The organism is Candidatus Enterococcus huntleyi, from assembly GCF_009933175.1.
In the GTDB taxonomy this organism is placed as follows: domain Bacteria; phylum Bacillota; class Bacilli; order Lactobacillales; family Enterococcaceae; genus Enterococcus_K; species Enterococcus_K huntleyi.
This window is the reverse complement of the sequence record NZ_MAEJ01000030.1, coordinates 182,629-200,507: the sequence shown is the minus strand read 5'-3', so window position 1 is coordinate 200,507 and position 17,879 is coordinate 182,629. Positions and strand designations below refer to the sequence as shown.

Sequence of the window (17,879 nt, the reverse complement as noted above, 5' to 3'; positions counted from 1 at the left end):
CTCTCAATCCGTTATTTAAAATAGTATAAATGCTTAAATAGAACCTTAAATAGAACATAAAATAGTCATCGTTTCTCCAACTAAAAAGACTAAGACGAATTCTGTGAAGTACTCACTTTTCGTCTTAGTCTTGAGTTATTTTGTCTGCTTTTTATTTGGGATAAACAAATGGGTATCTTCCAGATTATTATCCGTCAAAACAGAATCGATATATTTCTTCAGAAAACTATCATAAGCTTCCAACGTTTGATAGCCTTTCCCCGCTTTAATTTTTTCGACTTCTTCAGGTGTTCGAGTATCCTCACCGGTAAAAAACTCTTCATTAACTTGCCCGACCAATTGAGCGGCTGCATCTAAGTCATCCTCGTTAGGAATCTTTTTTTCTAATAACGAACGATAGCCTAACGCTTTTCCGTCATTTACGAAGAGCTCCTTTAAATAGGCTTGGTGCTTCAATAATTTAGAATCTGTCTGATTTGTTTCCGCAGCCCAGGTATCGACATTGACTGATTTTCGGCTATACTCAATTCCTTTTTCATTGACCACCACTTCACCAAAACCATGCGGTGTAATGCTGTAGGCACCATTGACGACTTCCGGAATGTTCACCCCATCAATCGTTTTTTCTAGAATATCCTGTGCGTGAATGTGTCCGGAAAACACGACAGCCACATGATATTTCGCGTATAGCGCGCGAACCTCTTCGGCATCATCAATCACAAATCCCCGACTGACCGCTTCATTGTGAGGATATAAATTATGATGCATAAAAACGATGGGTTGCTTGTCGTTCACTGCCGTTTTTTTGAATTCATCTTCTAACCATTGCAACGTCTCATCTCGAAATCTACCGCCCGTTGCCGGCGCACTTTTACTGGCCTCTAAAGTATATTTATTACTATCCAAAAAGTAAAAATCATAGGCCGTCGTGCCAGATTCTTTATAGCTGAGCGACTCTTTATCGTAACTATCCGCGCCCTCATAGCCCATATCTTTAAATAGCTCTCGAAAATCCTCAGGCGAAATTTGTTTAGCTTTGATCTGTTCATCATTTTCATATTTCCGTGCCCAGCCATCATGAATGTCATGATTTCCAGGAATCACTCGGACTTTGATATTCTTTTCCACTAGTGGATTCAGTAGTTCAACAAGTTTCTCAGCACTAACATATTCCCCGTTTAATGTCAGATCGCCGGTCAAAATAACCTCATTAGGTCGTTCCTTTAAGGCGTTTGCCACCAATGCCTCCAAGCTCTGTTGTTGATACCGTAAGTCTTTGCCAGCTGCTGTCGTTTCGATAAAGGCAAATTCACTCCCATCATCGTACAATTCTGGCGCAATAAAATGATTGTCGGTTAGCACCCACAATTTGGTCTCTTTCGGACTCTGGCGGGTATCCTCTTCTTTACCAGATTGCGTGAATACGACAGCGCTCACTAGCAGCATAATTCCCGCTACAATAAGTAAGATACCTTTGTTTCTAGACATAAACTTTTTCATCTTTCTATCCTCTATTCGTTCATTACGATTGTCTAACACTTATTTTACAATCGAAAATTCTTTCAAATTTTTCGTTCGACTCTAGTATAATGGAAAAAAGTACTTTGTGGAGGATTCTATAGTGGAAAAATTAAAATTCATCGCCGCACACGGTTTTTTGGATGTTTGGCGTAATCGCTCATTTACGCGAATGATCCTGATTTACAGCTCTCTTTGTTCATTAATCCTCAGTCTTGGTGGCCGTGTTTATCTGAACTTACTTCATGGCCGAGTGGTTGAAGAAACTGTTCCAGATGCAGGTGGTCTGGTCAATACGAGACAAGATTTAGTTTTTATTCTCTCAATACTGGAGAAAATGGTTTTTCTTCTACTCTTTGTTTTGTTAGGATTGAGCTTCGCATACTTACTTTCTCTTTTAGCCAAAGAATTCATCCAACAAAAAGAGGAATTTAAAATTAAAGCATACATAGGCACCACACGATCAGAAAATACCGGCATGTTTTGGCTGAGCTATGCTGCGCCTTACTTGATCGGCGAAATTATTGGATTACTCGTCAGCCAACTCATTTATTTTGGCGTTATCGGTAGCGCAAATGATACCTTAAAAGGCTATTTACTCTTGCCCCGCTACCCTATCCTTTGGGTTGACTTGCCAACAATTATCACACTTAGTCTATTAGTTTGCCTCACATTTCTACCTATCCAACGGAAGATGGGAGGCATAGAAAATGAAGAAACGACATTTCTTGTGGGTCAGCTGTAGTTTGTTATTAGCTGGCTGCCAACCTATCGAAGAATGGCAGACTATAGGTGAGAGGCCGGAAGCTGTGGTTATCAAAAATAATATCCTGTATCAACCAGAGAGCCTCTATTTTAAAACGACCTCCTTAACAATTCAGTCAGTCGTCCATGAAAATAATCAACTAGTGGTAACCATCGATTGGCTCAACGAAGGAACAACGCCTCAAACGTTTTTTGACTGTTACGAAAGCTTTAACATCTATGCCGATGAAAGACCTTTGACGCTAGTTGACTCCTCCGAATCAGCTGAAAAGAATCCCGTCGATGCACAGCAAACTGTCTCCCTGACCTTCACCTTCGAAGACAGTCAGGCAGAAATATTGCTACTCGAAGCAAAACCTATGACTGAAACTGCCAAGCACTACGATATTTATTTGGAATAACTTATAAAAAACAAATGACCTAATCAGCGAGCCACAAACTCTAGCTGATTAGGTCATTACATTTAAGCGGGTGACGGGAATCGAACCCGCGACATCAGCTTGGGAAGCTGGAATTTTACCACTAAACTACACCCGCGCAATAATGATAGTATACGCCAGTTAAAATTAGAGTACAAGAGATTTACTTCAAGGATCACAATTCTACAAAAATATGTAGTAAAATGAAGAAGAACTTTGATTATAACTATCCCTTGGCTAATCAACCAAGCCAGTAAGCACGTGAGCAAGAATAAACCAGCTCAAAAAAGTAAACTGGGAGACAGACATACACAAATCTGCACAACTAAATGAACGGCGTCTCGATATGCTGATTCAGATGTTTTCTCATCATAACTTGATTCATATAAACTCGAACAACTAACTGGAGGTCTTCTTTTGACTGAACAACTTACCGAGAAAATAAACGTACAACTAGATGAACAATCACTAAAACAAATAAACGAACAATCAAATGAACAAACTGCTGAACAAATCACCGATAAATTACTAGAAACCTGCCTGTTGGCCGGCAAAATTATGATGGAGAGCAATGCCGAGATGTATCGTGTGGAGGATACTATGAGCCGAATTGCCTTAGCTTCGGGAAATTATCGATTGGTCAGTTATGTGACACAGACTGGTCTCTTTGTAGGAATTGATCAGACCTCCACCATTCGCATGGAACAGATAACGAATCGTTCGATTAATTTAGAAAAAGTAGTCAAAGTTAATAATCTGTCACGAGAATATGTAGCTGGGCAACTGACTTTGACGGAGCTCTTACAAAAGTTAAAAGAGTTGGATAAAGAACGAATTTTCTTCCCTGTTTGGCTGCAAATCGTCAGTGCTGCTATCGTGAGTGGCGCGATTATGATTCTATTTGGTGGCACCTTCCATGACTTACCGATTACGTTAGTGATTGGCGGGATTGGCTATACGCTCTTTCTCTGTGGGTTACGTTTTTTCCGCATTCGCTTCTTGGCTGAATTTTTAGCCTCCCTCTTTATTGGCTTTGCCGGAATTCTCTGTGCTCGTATGGGCTTTGGCGTCAGCCAGGATATGATTATTATTGGTTGCGTGATGCCGCTGGTTCCTGGGGTTCAGATTACCAATGCCATCCGCGATTTGTTGGCGGGCCATTATTTGTCAGGTGTTTCGCGTGGGACTGAAGCCCTCATGACGGCTTCAATGATTGGCTTTGCTATCGCATTTGTTTTTCAATTTATGGGTTAGGAGGCGCTATAAATGAGTGCAATCAGTATACAAATTTTATTCAGTTTTTTGGCAACGGCTGCCTTCGCTATTATCACAAATGTGCCGAGAAAAGCATTGATTTATTGTGGCTTATCTGGCGTCGTTGGCTGGGTGCTCTATTGGGGCTGTGTTCAGTTTGGCGGGACAGCGGCACTGGGCTCTCTTTTGGGTTCATTAGGTGTGGCTTCTGCTAGCTATTTCTTCTCTCGCTGGCTTAAAATGCCTGTCACCATCTTTAATATTCCTGGTATGGTTCCATTAGTTCCTGGAGGGCTAGCCTATCAAGCCGTTCGAAATCTAGTCGTCGGCACTTACCAAGAAGCCGTTTCTGCAGCCGTTCAAGCAATCATGATTGCCGGTGCAATCGCCTTAGGTTTGGTATTATCTGAAGTCTTTAACCATAATATTCGCAATTTCAAAGTGAAACGAGAAGCAATCTTCAAAATACGTGCCAAGGCGACGAAGCCGAAAAAGAAATCTCCACAATAAGAAATAGTTACTATTTTGCGCACAGGCTACCCTGTATAAACGAAAGCAAATCCATGGAAACATGCCAATGATTCAAATAATGAACAGCATTCAAAAACAGGATTCCCCTCAAAATCAATCATCATTTGAGGGGAATCCTGTTTATTTGTATAGATTAAAACGAACGATAGACATATTGATTTTCTGGTGTCGCGATAGTCGTCACTGTGTTAGCATCGACAAAAGGCAAGGTTCGTTTGAAGGGCGCATAATATTCTGACTGAATCGTGCCTTCGATATGCACCCACGTATCATTCTTTGGTTCTTCAGAATGAGGTAGTTTCGTACGCAAACCGAAAACACCTGAATCAGCAACACAATGAATAATTCCGAAACGGAACACAAACAAATCGCTAATTTCTTGATTTTTTGCCTGATAAATGAAGCCATCATAAGATACAGCACGCCCGATAAAAGCACTAGGGTAATTATAGATGAGTTCCATGATTTCCAAATAATTGGCTTCAGTAATCTTTAATGTACCTTGTTGATCATATTTTTCTAATAACGTATCCATCTGTTCCTGATAATCAGCTTCGTTAAAATAAATACTCGTATCGGGTTTTAAATATTGTGTTTGAACATCTGGGTCGCCGACAGATTCTTTACTAATTGGAAAATTAAAGCCTTTCGCTTCAACGATCGTTGTATCCAAGCTGATTGTCGGAAAAAGTAAACCCACGATGATGGGCAACGCTAATAACAAATAAGCGCTGGCTTTTTGATAACCCTTAGTCAAATGATGCTCATGTGGGTCATCTTCAGCTACTTGGTGTTCTTTATTGCGCAAAATCAGCACTAATTGGACGACAGCAAGAACAAAAGACAGCACCATTGATAGAATCGCTAAATATTGATAATGTACATTGATATACTGATCTAATTTGCCAGAAATTTGTAAGTAAGCCATTAATTCAAAATAACCTGCTAAGATAATCAATCGAAACATAACTGTCCCCTCTCTCTAAATAATCAGTGCGTAGCCGAACACGACAAGTCCAATAATACCCACCAAAGTCGCGATAAACTTTCCGCTAAAATAACGTTTCATCATCAATAGATTTTTGATATCGACCATCGGGCCAAAGACTAAGAAACCGACCACCGGACCTGTACCGAAAAGACTTAACAGTGAAGACCCGATAAACGCATCTGCTTCTGAACAAAGAGAAAGGATAAAGGCCATTAATAACATAATTAGAACCGCCAAAACTTTTGTAGAAGCCAGCGTCATCATCCAACCTGTTGGCAGATACGTCTGCATCGCCGAAGCAATCAAAGCCCCAATCACAAGATAGCGCCCCGTGTCAAAAAACTCATCCACACCGTGAGTCAATACATGCCCAAACTGATGAAAAAATGATTTCTGATGAGCATCATGACTATGTGTATGTGATCCATGTGTGTGTTCGTCATGAGTCTGTGCTTCAGGATTTATTGCGGATAGCTGTGACTGTAACTTTGATTTCAGAATATCAGTTTTATTGAAATACGCTAACCAAATACCAACCACTAATGCAACCAAAAAACTTCCCAAGATTCGCCAGAAAGCAAATTTCCATGAATTGCCAAATGCAATGAATGTAGAGAAAATAACGATTGGATTTATAATTGGTGCCGTGAGCATAAAAGCAAAAGCGGTGTAGACAGGCACTTCTTTTTTGACAAATTGATTGACGATCGGCACAATCCCACATTCACAAGAAGGAAAGAAAAAGCCCATGAGACAACCAACAATAATCGATAATAGCTTATTTTTAGGCAAAAACTTTTGCACACGTTCAGGTGTTAAAAATACATGAAGGGCACCTGAGATTAGGCAGCCCAATAGAACAAATGGCAAGGCTTCAATAACAATTGACAAAAATATGGTGCTCATCTGCAGTACAGAATGAGGAAGAAATTGAAACATTCTTGACCTCCTAATAATTTTCTTATAAAACGGAATAACTATACCCCTTTTTCAGAAAAAGAACAAGTCTGTATTCTGAACTTCATTTATATTTATGAAAAAAAACAAAAAATTGATATCCGAACAAGAAAGGCGTAGGGTGAAAGAATAAAGAAGTCCGATACTAGTCGGACCTCAATACGGAACTTTCATAGTCAACTTTTAGGCTAGTTCCAACGTAATTCAATAGTTTTTTCTATTAAACCGTGCTGGCTACCTAACTGTGACGGGTTTTTTTTGTGTCTATCAAGACGTGCCGCTTGTTCATCAGGTGGTCGAGCATTGGGTGAACTTTAGTGTATAGTAATTTGGGAAAAGCTAGACGTTGAGTAATTTAGGTACTTTGCAAAAAAGAAAGTTGACATACAGACAAGAAAAGAGTACATTGAAATAGAAAAGAAGCCCGAGTCGAATCGGACTTCAATACGGAACTTTCATAGTCAACTTTTAGGCTAGTTCCAACGTAATTCAATAGTTTTTTCTATTAAACCGTGCTGGGCTGCTAACCGTGACGGTTTTTTTTATGTCTATCAAGACGTGTCGCTTGTTCATTAGGTGGTCGAGCATTGGGTGAACTTGAATGAATAGACGCGACTCTGATATCTCGTGCGCATTGCGCACGAACAATCAGTACATCACAGATACAGTTCATTAATTTCCCCGCTAACCACACGAAACAAACAAGCAACACAACCCCACCACTGACGTGAGCGGCGAGTAACACAGGGAGTGTTTTCGCAAGCTGGGTCAATAGGTTTAGGATTTTCATTGATGTTTCTCCTGTTAGAATCACTCAGAAGAATAAAGACAAAAAATTTTCCAATCATTTTGGCGTCATCTCCATCGTTCATTATTTTCAAACCTTTAGTGGCGTCCTACTCATATTGAATTAGTGGAATCAGCCGTCAAGCTAACTTTTCCGTGTCTTCACTATACGCTCAAATTCCTTAATATAATAGGCTTTTCTTCAGTTAGTCCTAACTATTATTTTTTCTAAAAATAATATGAACACCTTTTTTTGCGTAGACAAGTAGTTAGCAATATCCTTTTAGTTAATTCACACTTTTTGTGGAAATGGCCTAAACATCGTCCATTGTTCTTCTATAGAAACAGAAAGTTTGACTTTACCTGACAAAGCTTGTAAATTTGGCTCAAAGGAGACGATTATTATGATTCAACCTAAGCGATTAGCAGAAGCGCTTGAAACCATCGAGCAAGCCCCTGCTTCACTCATTTATATTTCTCGCGAAGATTGTAGTGTCTGCCATGCAATTCTACCGCGCACAGAACAACTTTTACAAAACTTTACGATTCCTAGTTACCAACTGGATGCCGATCAATTTCCTGAGGTAGCGAGTGAATTTGAAGTAATGACAGTTCCCGCACTAATGGTTTTCTCTCACGGCAAAGAGCTGCATCGCCAAGCTCGCTTCATTAATCTAAAGCAAGTTGAAGATTTGTTGACAGAATTAACGCAGACAACCTCGACACTTAGCTATGAAGAATTGTTTCAATAAATAAAGATGCAAATACATCGAAAATGAAAAAAGCTAGGACTTATCGATTCCTCTCCAGTAAATGTTTTTACTGGAAGATAATCAATGGTCCTAGCTTTTACTTTGACTTAATTTTCTTTTGTTAATGAGTTATCTGAATGTAAGAAGTAAATCAATGTTTGTAGCTCATTGGTTAAATCAACGTTCTGGATAAGTACATGTGACGGCGCTGATAGACGTGCAGCTGTAAAGTTTAAAATACCTTTGATCCCTGCGTCGGCTAAATGGTTCACTACTCCTTGCGCTCTGTCAGCTGGAATAGTCAGAATAGCTACCTCAATTTGTTGAATTTTAATCTGTTCCATCATATCCTCCATCGGATAGACAGGAATACCATCAACGATGCGACCCACAATATCATCATTGACATCAAAGGCGCAGCTGACACGAATACTGTTGCTTTGGTGGAACTTATATTTTAGTAAGGCACTACCTAGGTTCCCGACCCCGATTAAAGCGACATTTGTTAGCTCGTCATCATTTAAAGTCTTTGCGAAGAAATTCATTAAATCTTCGACATCGTAGCCATACCCACGTTTTCCTAACTCACCAAAATAAGAAAAGTCTCGACGAATAGTGGCACTATCCACTTGGACAGCTTCACTAAGTTCAGTAGAAGAAACTTTTAATTTTCCGGCGTTATGTAGAATTCGTAAATAGCGATAATATAAGGGTAAACGTTTTGCGGTTGCTTTCGGAATCACTTGATCTTTCAAAATTACTACCTCCATTAATTGAAATACATTGAACAATACATACATCATAACAAGTTTTCTCTCTAAAAAGCAATTGCTTAGCTCTAAAATTGTGAATTTTTTTCAAAATAGCCAGATTCTGGACAATTGCTTTCATCTCGCGAGTCCATTGAAAATATGATACACTAGACATGGGTATCTTCTACGAATTAGAAGGTAAATTTCACAAGCAGGAAAGAGGATTCCATGATTTTATTACAAGCTAATCAAGTGGCTCGCTATTTTGGCGCGGAGACTTTGTTTGAAAATATACATTTAGAAATAAACAGTGGTGCACGTACGGCTTTAGTCGGTCGAAATGGCGCAGGTAAATCCACCCTTTTAAAAATAATCGCTGGTTTAGAAAGTCCTGATGCTGGGACGATTTCAAAAAATAAAACGGCAACCTTAGGCTACTTAGCACAGGATACGGGTTTAGCTTCGACGGAGACGGTCTGGAATGAAATGTTAAAGGCCTTTGAAGAAGTTCGTAAAATGGAAGCACGCATGAGGGAACTTGAGATCATGATTAGCGAATTACTTCCGGAAGCCAGTAATTACGAGTCTGTCATGAAAGAATATGATCGTTTGCAGCACGAGTTCGCTGAGAAAAATGGCTACGGCTATGAAAATGAAATTCGTTCAGTCTTGCACGGCTTTCAATTTGATGCGACTTTCTATGATAAACAAATCGATACACTTTCTGGTGGGCAAAAAACTCGTTTGGCTTTGGCCAGAATGCTCTTACAAAGACCTGACATTTTAATCTTAGATGAGCCGACAAACCATTTAGACATTACTACTTTGGCTTGGCTAGAGAATTATTTGCAAAATTATACGGGTGCCTTGCTCATCGTTTCCCATGACCGCTATTTCTTAGATAAAGTGGCCAATGAAGTGTATGAATTAAGCCGTAAAAAGATGCGCCATTACAAAGGGAATTATTCACGCTATCTAGAATTAAAGGCTGAGCAGTTGACGACTGAATGGAAAGCCTATGAGAAGCAGCAAACAGAAATTAATAAACTAGAGGACTTTGTCGCACGAAATATTGTCCGTGCTTCGACAACAAAACGGGCCCAAAGTCGCCGTAAAGCCTTAGAAAAAATGGACCGGATGGATCGTCCACAAGGGGATGAAAAATCGGCCCACTTCCTATTCGATATTGAGCGACCATCGGGAAATGTCGTGCTTCAAGTGGAGGATGCTGCAATCGGCTATGACGCTCTTCAGATATTAGCTGAACCTGTCAATTTAGATGTTCGCAGAAAAGATGCGATTGCCCTTGTGGGTCCGAATGGAATTGGGAAGTCGACGTTATTAAAATCGATTATCGGTAAATTACCGTTCATCAAAGGTGCTGCTCATTTGGGCGCCAATGTCACAATTGGTTATTATGATCAGGGACAAGCCGAATTACACGGGAATAAAACCGTCTTGGCTGAGCTTTGGGATGAGCATCCTACCACTCAGGAAAAAGACATTCGTAGTGTCTTAGGTGGTTTTCTATTTTCTGGTGATGATGTTGAGAAGACAATCCCCCTATTAAGTGGTGGTGAGAAAGCTCGTGTTGCTCTCGCAAAACTTTCTATGAATAAAGAAAACTTTCTGATTCTCGATGAACCTACGAACCATTTAGATATTGATAATAAAGAAGTATTAGAAAATGCGTTGATTGATTACGAGGGTACCCTTCTCTTTGTCTCTCATGACCGTTACTTTATTAATCGACTAGCAACAAAAGTCATTGAGCTTTCTGAAACAGGTAGCAAACTTTATTTAGGTGATTACGATTATTACTTGGAAAAGAAAAGAGAAGAGGAAGAAATCGCGGAGCTATTAGCAAAAGAAAATGAAGTTACCGCCCCTTCTACGCCCAAAAAAGAGTTTTATCAGAATAAAGAGCAGCAAAAACTTGTGCGTAGCTTAAGCCGAAAGATTACACAGCTCGAAGAAGACATGGCAAAATTAGATACGGTAATCGAGGAATTAGAAAAAGAAATGGTTAAACCAGAGTTGCTGGACAACCATGTTCGACTGATGGAACTCAATCAGGAATTAGAAGCTGCGCGCCAACAGCAAGATGAATTTCTGAATGAATGGGAAGTTGTCAGTCTAGAATTAGAAGAATTAAATTAATTAACTAGCTAAGAGTCTTTTTTGAATGAAAAAGATTCTTAGCTTTTTTTAAAGATAGTTACGAAAACATTAAGGATTCCAATAACTACAGCTATTTTGGTAAAGTTATCGTTAAATATAAGGAGAGCTATAAAGAACATAACTATTAGGGGGATACATAATGAAAAAAATGCAGCCGCGAAAGCCGTATAAGCAGAAAACATACAAAAGGAAGAAACGAAAAAGCCCCATACTGCTCTTCTTATGCCTATTATTACTTGTCGGTGGCGTCTGGGCGATTGCCAACACAGGAGATTTTTTATCGGACTCACCAATTCAAGATGTTTTTCATTCAGAACAATCTCAGCAATCATTTGGTCAAGAAGCTAATAAATATTTAGAAAAAAATAACCCAACAGATAATCATTACCCATTGAACTTGCAGACAGATGAACGTTGGTCTGAAGTCCCTTATGGTGATAACACGTTAGGTGTGAACGGCTGCGCGATTGCCAGTCTATCGATGATTCTCTCAGAAGTTGAAGGTCGCTCGGTTGAGCCAACGGAAATTTTGGATTGGTCCCACGATGCTTATTTTGTCGATGGTGCCGGAACTTCATGGAATATCTTTGCCGACTTTGCCAGTTATTATGGCTTACCTTTTCAAAATTTAGACAATAGCATCGACGCGGCATTGAACTACTTGGAACAAGGAATTCCGGTGGTCGTGTCTGTCTCACCAGGAGAATTCACTGATACTGGACATATTATGATTCTATCAAGTTGTCATGAAGGTCAAATTAAAGTGTACGACCCCAATGATACTCCAGAAAAAAATCACTATAAAGAAGACTACTCAATAGACCAAATCGCTTCACAGGTCATTAATTATTGGGTCTACGCATAAATAATACCGTACACAACGATTGATTGAATTGAGCATTAATTTGATCAAGCAAAAAAAGACTGAAACAAGCGACAGAAAAAAATACTGTTGTTGTTCAGTTTTTTTATTTTTCATTAGTAATTTTGAACAGGATATTATCTTTTCTTGTTAGTGATACTTCCTTCATTACTAGTTTCTTCTTTTTTTATTCGATCTAAAATATCGATGGCTGCTTGTAATTTTTCAAGGTAAGTAATCTCAAGTACCGCATATTGAACTCGACCATTTTTGGTCAAGTAAACGGGTTCCTGATTCGTTACTTCCGTCAACAAGCGATTATAATTACGCAAATCAGAAATTGGTTTGATATTTTTCATAAAAATCACTCTCCTATAAGTACTGTACGCTATTTTGCCTATAAAAGACAGTGAAGACTGCTACTTAGCCAAATATTTTCAGAACTATTTTGCTTTTAAAATCGATAAAAAACCAAGAATGTCATATGAAAACTAACATCCTTGGTTTACTCTTATTTACATTTTATCCATCATTAGAGGTCTATTCATCCTCTTCTACTTCTAGAAGCTGCTCATTCACATAATAGATATTACTTTGTGCATCCTCAAGAAAATTGCTAGAGGTTTGTGTCATTTGCGCATTGATGAAGCTTATCACCATTGGCATGTTCATTCCTGCATACAGATCAAATTGAGCGCCTAACATGAGTTCTTTTGCAACAATATTGCAGGGAGTGCCCCCCATTAAGTCAGCCATCACAAGAAAATCATCCAAATCCTTAGTCACTGCTTTGAATTTCGTCAGAAAGTCTGCCGGTCCCTCTTCGGGAAGTAATGCAACTGTATGAATTGCCGGTTGGGCGCCCATAATCATCTCGGTACTTTTCTTTAATTCCTCGCAGAGTGTCCCATGACTAACTAAAATTAATTGTTTGTCCATACTTTGTCCCCCAATCACTTATTTTGAAATCACGCCAAGAGCAGATAGTACAATTGACACAAGCAACACGATAAAAATTGCTTTTGTTGACGTAATGTTTTTCTTACCTAATAACCAATACACGGCAGCAACGATCCCTACTGGTAACAAACGAGGCAAGATCATATCGAGACTATTTTGAATATTTAGCGTAACATCGCCGATACTTGGTGCCCAAGAGAATTTCACATTAACCATGGTTGCGACTAAAGCCCCAACCATGAAAACACCTAAAACAGTCGCTGCATCTGTCAAAGCAGTGAGACGACTTTGCATAGTTGTAACCAAAGAAACGCCTTCTTTGTACGCAAATGCTAGCTGTTTCCAACGAAAAACCATAATCGCAATTTGAGCCGCAATCCAAACAAATATTCCAGTTGGATTCCCATTAATGGCCATATTAGCTGCTAAGGCTCCAAATATAGTCGGAACTAATGAAGCGAAGATTGAATCGCCAATTGCCGCAAAAGGTCCCATTAAACCAACTTTCAAACCAGAAACAGTTTCTCTTGCTGAAACACCTTCTTTTTCCTCCATTGCTAAGTCAATACCCGTAATAATCGTATTAAAGAAATTTGAAGTATTAAAGAATTGAACATGCGTTTTCATCATTTCTTTTAACTCAGGTGTATCATCGCCATATATTTTTCTAAGCTGTGGCAATATAGTGTAAAGATATCCTGAACCTTGCATCCGTTCATAATTCCAACCTAATTGAAAACCAAATAGATTTCTACGATTAATTTGGGCAAAGTCCTCTTTTGTTAATTTATAATTAGATTTCGTCATCTTCAATTTCCCCCTTATCAGAAGTCTGTTGATTCCCACTTGATACGTGTGGTGTAATCTGCGAATTCTTATAGCTTAAAGATGCTAAGGCAAATCCGATTAAAGCAATTGCAAGCATTGGTAAAGCATTAAATATACCAGAGAAGTCTTTGACCACACTAGCAACGCCTGTGCCAAGTAACTGAATATTGCCAAAGACGGTTGTTAATAAAGCCGTAATGACAAATCCTAGAACGAGATAAGCAAAATGTTTTTTGACTGGTAAATAATGCAATAAGATAGCAAACCCGACTGCTGGTAAAACAGCTCCAGCAACGGATAATCCATCGCCTAACCACTTCAAATCGCCATTCAAATAGGCAACAACTTTTTGGACAAGTTCCCCACCGAAAGTTAATGCTAAGAAGACCGGAACCATCAGTGAAAAGGCCCAAGGAATTGTACCAAATAAGAAGTTACGCTCAATTCCTTTATAGTTCATTGTTTCGATATGCGCATCAATTCGATGAGCAAAATAGGTATTCGCAAAACGTCCTAAAATATCCATTTGAATCATCAAACTAGCAACCGGTACGGCGATTGCCGCAATGGCTTGTTCTGGATCCATGCCTAAAGCAATCGAGAATGCGGTCGCTAAGACTGTCCCAGAATTTGCGTCAATTCTCGATGCGCCACCAAATGTTCCTACACCTAAAATAGTCAGCTGCATACTTCCACCAATTAATAATCCGGCTGTTACGTCTCCCATGATGATTCCTGAGATTAATCCTGCGAAAACAGGTGCGCTCATTGAAGAATATATCTGTAATTCATCGATAATTTGGTACCCTGCATATAAAGTTAATAATAATATCTGCCACCATGCAATATTCATGAATTATTCCTCCTAATTTTTAAGTAAAGACATGAAGTCTTCTGACCGGTCACTTGGGACCATTTGCGCAACTAATTTCACCCCTAATTTGTCTAGCTTTTTGAATACCTCGATATCACTGTCTACTACATTGATTGATTTGGTAATTGCTCGTGTTTTATCGGTTTGAGACATGTTCCCTACATTCACTTCTTTGATTGCCACCCCTAATTCCACCAATTTTAAAAATCGATCCGGTCCTTTAGCAACAATCAATAGACGTTGAGAGTCATATTTATTTGCTAAAATATTGCTCGCCGCTTTTTCAACGGGCAACACACTTAATTTGACACCAGCTGGGGTCGCTAATTTTAAACCACTCTTTTCAATCGCATTATTTGCCATTTCATCATCTACCACCATAATTCGCGTAATATTTAACTTAGTTGTCCAAAGATTAGCCACCTGACCATGAATTAAACGTCCATCAATTCTTGTAGCAATAATACTCATTTTTGCTCCTCCTCATTTATCTGAATTTGTTTGAACACAGGTTGTTTAGTGAGAGAAATTGAAGCTTGGTACACACCTTCCGTTTCGAAAATAATTAGCTCATTTTGACCTCTCTTTAATAACCCTTTAGGGATATAAAGTGATAACGTTGGCCCAACTGCCCAGAAACGTCCAATATTTTGCTGATTGACAAAGACACAGCCTTTACCAAACTGACTAAGATCTATAAAAGTATCCTCCACCTCCTCAAGAGTGAATTGATACTGATAAAAACTGGGTTGCTTTTCTACCCAATCGCCTGAAAAGTCGATCTTTTCACTCGTTTCCAACGCTAATGGGTAATGGATCCATTCTGTAAGAAAGTGGATATCGCACATGACCCCAGTCCGAATTCCTTTACGCTGAGAATCGGCAGTAAGCTTTGCGCCATAATTTACACGCCCCATATTTTCGACTAAAATAGCTATCTTACTCTGATTAGAAGTAGGATTAACGGTGATTGTTTCTCCGACTTCATCATGGTATTGCGTGGAAATTAGTTCGCCATCTGCATAGAACTGTACTCGGTCACTGGCATCAATTATTCGATAGTTTTCTGTGACATCATCTACTGTATGCAGTGTTTGATAGAGAAGATAGCCCGTATTTTGATGTAGCTGTTCCATAGTTAAAGGATACTTAGCATGGATGGGCGTCACTAACTGATCCACAGTTGAAAATAAACTGACCTTATTTTTTAAGGGAATGTCTTTTAATTCAATCGAAGATTTGATTAAGGGCTCCCTTTGTTCCAGTTCAGGAAACTGTTCATGTAGCATGTCTTTAATCGCAAAATATTTATTGGTCGGATTTCCTTGTTCATCTAGTGGTGCATCATAATCATAAGAAGTAATTTGCGGTAAATCCGTCGTCCCTCTTACAGAACAGCCATTCATGAAACCAAAGTTTGTCCCGCCATGAAACATGTAGAGATTGATACTTCCCAACTGCAGTACCGCCTTAATTTCCTCAGCCGTTTCTCTTGGATCACGGCGAATGATTGGCTCATTCCATCGATTAAACCAGCCATTCCAAAATTCCATACACATCAGTGGCCATTTTTTTTGATGATCTGTCATGAATTTTTGCATAGCTGCGAAATTTTCAGAAGCTTTTGAACCGAAATTACCTGTGACTAAGCAATCTTCTTCTGGTATCGTTCCAGCCCTCAGAGTAGCCGGCCAAGCACCATCAGAGGTGAAAAAAGGTCCTGTAATCCCAGATTTTTCCATCAGTGATTTTATTGAACTCAAATACTCTTTGTCTTCTCCATAAGAGCCATATTCATTTTCTATTTGAAACATTAGGATATTTCCACCTTGTGAGAGTTGGTAAGGTCTCAACCGCTCTAAAAGAACTTCATAGTAATCCGCAACATGCTTCAAAAACGAGGGATCACTTGAACGAAGTCTAATTCTCGGTTCATTCAATAACCATGCCGGTAAGCCACCAAATTCCCATTCTGCACAAATATAAGGGGACGGGCGAACAATGGCATATAAACCTAGGTCTTGAGCTGTCTTTAAAAAGTTCTCAATTGAACAAATCCCTTCGAAATTGAATTGACCTTTTTGAGGTTCGTGTATATTCCATGGAATATACGTCTCTACCGTATTAAAGCCCAATGCTTTCAAATTATACAGCGAATGATACCAATCATCTGGGTGAATACGAAAATAATGGATGGCCCCTGAAAGAATCTTAAATGGTTTTCCATCAAGTAAAAATTCCTCCTGAATTTCAAAGGTTGTCATCTGACTCCTCCTTTTGTAATCGCTATCAATTAGTTGTTTGGAAACAGAATGACTATTGTATATAACCCAATCGGTCATTCAGTGTCACGCATTTAACCAAATAAGTGATGCCTTACTATTCTTTAGTGTTTACTATTTTTTCATACCAAGGGCTAGCTGTTTTCTCGACAACTGCATTAAGTGAGGTTATATTTTCGCGTCCCTGATTTTTTAGCCAGTCTCGAGTGGCCTCTTCTCCTAATTCGATAAATGGTTTCACTCCATCACTCCAAGTCGCTCGACCACATAGAACGCCATTAAACGTTGAACCAGATTCGTGAGCAAATAGGAGCGTTTCTTTGAAGAGCTCAGCAGACACCCCAGCACTTAAGAAAATGAAGGGTAAATCGCTAGCTTGACTTTGTTCAAGAAAATACGTAGCAGCTTCATTTCTTGTGTAGACACTTTGATTAGTTGAGAATCCTTCTACAAAATTCATATTAACTGGGACTTCGACTTTCAAAACATCCACTTTATAGACTGGTTTAGAAAATTCTTTCATCATTTCGATTACTTTATGCGGTTTTGCTTTGGCATATTCCATCGAATTTGAATCAGATATAGTTGCATCGTAAGAGACAAGCTCTAAATAAAAAGGCAGATCTTCTTCCGCGCATTCGCTACCGAGCCGTTCAATAAATACCTGTTTAAGTTGGTTAATGTGCACCGCTTCATCAACATCATAGTAAAGTAAAAATTTAATAGCATCTGCGCCCATTTCCTTTAAACGAAGCACCGACCATTCACTGAGTAAATCGGGTAATCGCCCAGGAGTTGTTGCATCATAGCCCGTTTTTTCGTAAGCTAACAACAATCCAGATTGCGAATCTCTAGCCTTCGCTGCCGGCAGACCATATTCGGGATCCAATAGAATGGCTGAAGCGTATGGCGTTAGTTCTTCTGAAACCAATTGTTTGAACGTCTCGATTCTTGATGCAACCAATTCTTCTGGCTCTTTCCCTGCTGTTTGATCTAAGTCCGTTGATTGTTCCCCTATCTGCGTACTGATTTGGGCCATCATTCTTTTCAGCGCACCCCGTTGGTCGATTGCTAAAGCTTTAATTTTGCCGCTGTCTGTTGACAATGCCGCCATTCTCGCTCTTTTTTCTTTTGACATTTCTAACATATTCCCACTCCCATCTTGTT

19 protein-coding genes and 1 tRNA gene are annotated in these 17,879 nt (G+C 39.3%); 7 read left to right on the top strand and 13 right to left on the bottom strand.

Translation table 11 applies throughout. The annotated features are described in order from the left end of the window. Positions 1-135: 135 nt before the first annotated feature. Entirely contained in the window at positions 136-1,539 is a 1,404-nt protein-coding gene (locus BAU15_RS13500) for a metallophosphoesterase (protein WP_161843259.1), read from the bottom strand. A gap of 82 nt (positions 1,540-1,621) precedes the next feature. Here BAU15_RS13500 and BAU15_RS13495 point away from each other — a divergent pair, with 82 nt between their 5' ends. Next, a complete protein-coding gene (locus BAU15_RS13495; RefSeq protein WP_161843258.1) occupies positions 1,622-2,263 on the top strand; it encodes an FtsX-like permease family protein in 642 nt (213 codons plus the stop codon). Beyond that, the gene (locus BAU15_RS13490; RefSeq protein WP_161843257.1) at positions 2,229-2,684 is read left to right on the top strand and encodes a hypothetical protein; all 456 of its coding nucleotides are present in this window, start codon (positions 2,229-2,231) and stop codon (positions 2,682-2,684) included. Before BAU15_RS13495 ends, BAU15_RS13490 begins: the two co-directional genes overlap by 35 nt. Positions 2,685-2,749: 65 nt before the next feature. Here the strand turns inward: BAU15_RS13490 and BAU15_RS13485 are convergent. Then, positions 2,750-2,820, bottom strand: a tRNA-Gly gene (locus BAU15_RS13485). A 395-nt stretch (positions 2,821-3,215) separates the two neighbouring features. Between BAU15_RS13485 and BAU15_RS13480 the strand changes: the two genes are divergently transcribed. Both BAU15_RS13480 and BAU15_RS13475 read left to right on the top strand, forming a co-directional pair. Continuing rightward, on the top strand, positions 3,216-3,956 hold the full coding sequence (locus tag BAU15_RS13480; RefSeq protein WP_420022132.1) for a threonine/serine exporter family protein: 741 nt from the start codon (positions 3,216-3,218) through the stop codon (positions 3,954-3,956). A 12-nt stretch (positions 3,957-3,968) separates the two neighbouring features. Beyond that, the gene (locus BAU15_RS13475; RefSeq protein ID WP_161843256.1) at positions 3,969-4,466 is read left to right on the top strand and encodes a threonine/serine exporter family protein; all 498 of its coding nucleotides are present in this window, start codon (positions 3,969-3,971) and stop codon (positions 4,464-4,466) included. A gap of 154 nt (positions 4,467-4,620) precedes the next feature. Here BAU15_RS13475 and BAU15_RS13470 read toward each other — a convergent pair whose 3' ends face one another. From BAU15_RS13470 to BAU15_RS13460, 3 genes are all read right to left on the bottom strand, one after another. Beyond that, positions 4,621-5,454, bottom strand: a complete 834-nt coding sequence (locus BAU15_RS13470) for a TIGR03943 family putative permease subunit (RefSeq protein WP_161843255.1) — start codon at positions 5,452-5,454, stop codon at positions 4,621-4,623. A 15-nt stretch (positions 5,455-5,469) separates the two neighbouring features. After that, positions 5,470-6,417: a permease gene (locus BAU15_RS13465; protein ID WP_161843254.1), complete on the bottom strand. Its 948-nt coding sequence runs from the start codon at positions 6,415-6,417 to the stop codon at positions 5,470-5,472. 541 nt (positions 6,418-6,958) lie between these two features. Then, the gene (locus tag BAU15_RS13460; protein WP_161843253.1) at positions 6,959-7,225 is read right to left on the bottom strand and encodes a hypothetical protein; all 267 of its coding nucleotides are present in this window, start codon (positions 7,223-7,225) and stop codon (positions 6,959-6,961) included. 400 nt (positions 7,226-7,625) lie between these two features. Here BAU15_RS13460 and BAU15_RS13455 point away from each other — a divergent pair, with 400 nt between their 5' ends. Beyond that, on the top strand, positions 7,626-7,973 hold the full coding sequence (locus tag BAU15_RS13455) for a thioredoxin family protein (RefSeq protein WP_161843252.1): 348 nt from the start codon (positions 7,626-7,628) through the stop codon (positions 7,971-7,973). A gap of 107 nt (positions 7,974-8,080) precedes the next feature. Here BAU15_RS13455 and BAU15_RS13450 read toward each other — a convergent pair whose 3' ends face one another. After that, positions 8,081-8,728 (bottom strand): redox-sensing transcriptional repressor Rex, encoded by a 648-nt coding sequence (locus tag BAU15_RS13450; RefSeq protein WP_161843251.1) that lies wholly within the window; start codon positions 8,726-8,728, stop codon positions 8,081-8,083. Positions 8,729-8,953: 225 nt separating this feature from the next. Between BAU15_RS13450 and BAU15_RS13445 the strand changes: the two genes are divergently transcribed. Beyond that, positions 8,954-10,885 carry an ABC-F family ATP-binding cassette domain-containing protein gene (locus tag BAU15_RS13445; RefSeq protein ID WP_161843250.1) on the top strand — a complete coding sequence of 644 codons (1,932 nt, stop codon included), beginning with the start codon at positions 8,954-8,956 and terminating at the stop codon, positions 10,883-10,885. A 160-nt stretch (positions 10,886-11,045) separates the two neighbouring features. After that, positions 11,046-11,771, top strand: a complete 726-nt coding sequence (locus tag BAU15_RS13440) for a C39 family peptidase (protein WP_161843249.1) — start codon at positions 11,046-11,048, stop codon at positions 11,769-11,771. A 134-nt stretch (positions 11,772-11,905) separates the two neighbouring features. Here the strand turns inward: BAU15_RS13440 and BAU15_RS13435 are convergent, their stop codons facing one another. From BAU15_RS13435 to lacD, 7 genes are all read right to left on the bottom strand, one after another. Continuing rightward, positions 11,906-12,127 (bottom strand): type II toxin-antitoxin system prevent-host-death family antitoxin, encoded by a 222-nt coding sequence (locus BAU15_RS13435; protein ID WP_161843248.1) that lies wholly within the window; start codon positions 12,125-12,127, stop codon positions 11,906-11,908. A gap of 181 nt (positions 12,128-12,308) precedes the next feature. Continuing rightward, complete coding sequence (locus BAU15_RS13430) at positions 12,309-12,707, bottom strand: PTS sugar transporter subunit IIA (protein WP_161843247.1); 399 nt, start codon at positions 12,705-12,707, stop codon at positions 12,309-12,311. A gap of 18 nt (positions 12,708-12,725) precedes the next feature. After that, positions 12,726-13,535 carry a PTS system mannose/fructose/sorbose family transporter subunit IID gene (locus tag BAU15_RS13425; RefSeq protein WP_161843246.1) on the bottom strand — a complete coding sequence of 270 codons (810 nt, stop codon included), beginning with the start codon at positions 13,533-13,535 and terminating at the stop codon, positions 12,726-12,728. Next, positions 13,522-14,409, bottom strand: coding sequence for a PTS mannose/fructose/sorbose/N-acetylgalactosamine transporter subunit IIC (locus tag BAU15_RS13420; protein WP_161843245.1), 888 nt, complete (start codon positions 14,407-14,409; stop codon positions 13,522-13,524). Before BAU15_RS13420 ends, BAU15_RS13425 begins: the two co-directional genes overlap by 14 nt. Before the next feature lie 12 nt (positions 14,410-14,421). Further along, positions 14,422-14,901, bottom strand: coding sequence for a PTS sugar transporter subunit IIB (locus tag BAU15_RS13415; protein ID WP_161843244.1), 480 nt, complete (start codon positions 14,899-14,901; stop codon positions 14,422-14,424). Continuing rightward, entirely contained in the window at positions 14,898-16,694 is a 1,797-nt protein-coding gene (locus tag BAU15_RS13410) for a glycoside hydrolase family 35 protein (RefSeq protein ID WP_161843243.1), read from the bottom strand. Before BAU15_RS13410 ends, BAU15_RS13415 begins: the two co-directional genes overlap by 4 nt. A 115-nt stretch (positions 16,695-16,809) precedes the next feature. Then, positions 16,810-17,859, bottom strand: a complete 1,050-nt coding sequence (gene lacD / locus BAU15_RS13405; RefSeq protein ID WP_161843242.1) for a tagatose-bisphosphate aldolase — start codon at positions 17,857-17,859, stop codon at positions 16,810-16,812. Positions 17,860-17,879: the final 20 nt, after the last annotated feature.

Coding starts and splice junctions, on each gene's coding strand:
- BAU15_RS13430 (WP_161843247.1), bottom strand. CDS start 12,707: ATGGACAAACAATTAATTTTAGTTAGTCATGGGACACTCTGCGAGGAA.
- BAU15_RS13460 (WP_161843253.1), bottom strand. CDS start 7,225: ATGAAAATCCTAAACCTATTGACCCAGCTTGCGAAAACACTCCCTGTG.
- BAU15_RS13410 (WP_161843243.1), bottom strand. CDS start 16,694: ATGACAACCTTTGAAATTCAGGAGGAATTTTTACTTGATGGAAAACCA.
- BAU15_RS13415 (WP_161843244.1), bottom strand. CDS start 14,901: ATGAGTATTATTGCTACAAGAATTGATGGACGTTTAATTCATGGTCAG.
- BAU15_RS13455 (WP_161843252.1), top strand. CDS start 7,626: ATGATTCAACCTAAGCGATTAGCAGAAGCGCTTGAAACCATCGAGCAA.
- BAU15_RS13420 (WP_161843245.1), bottom strand. CDS start 14,409: ATGAATATTGCATGGTGGCAGATATTATTATTAACTTTATATGCAGGG.
- lacD (WP_161843242.1), bottom strand. CDS start 17,859: ATGTTAGAAATGTCAAAAGAAAAAAGAGCGAGAATGGCGGCATTGTCA.
- BAU15_RS13440 (WP_161843249.1), top strand. CDS start 11,046: ATGAAAAAAATGCAGCCGCGAAAGCCGTATAAGCAGAAAACATACAAA.
- BAU15_RS13445 (WP_161843250.1), top strand. CDS start 8,954: ATGATTTTATTACAAGCTAATCAAGTGGCTCGCTATTTTGGCGCGGAG.
- BAU15_RS13475 (WP_161843256.1), top strand. CDS start 3,969: ATGAGTGCAATCAGTATACAAATTTTATTCAGTTTTTTGGCAACGGCT.
- BAU15_RS13435 (WP_161843248.1), bottom strand. CDS start 12,127: ATGAAAAATATCAAACCAATTTCTGATTTGCGTAATTATAATCGCTTG.
- BAU15_RS13470 (WP_161843255.1), bottom strand. CDS start 5,454: ATGTTTCGATTGATTATCTTAGCAGGTTATTTTGAATTAATGGCTTAC.
- BAU15_RS13425 (WP_161843246.1), bottom strand. CDS start 13,535: ATGACGAAATCTAATTATAAATTAACAAAAGAGGACTTTGCCCAAATT.
- BAU15_RS13490 (WP_161843257.1), top strand. CDS start 2,229: ATGAAGAAACGACATTTCTTGTGGGTCAGCTGTAGTTTGTTATTAGCT.
- BAU15_RS13465 (WP_161843254.1), bottom strand. CDS start 6,417: ATGTTTCAATTTCTTCCTCATTCTGTACTGCAGATGAGCACCATATTT.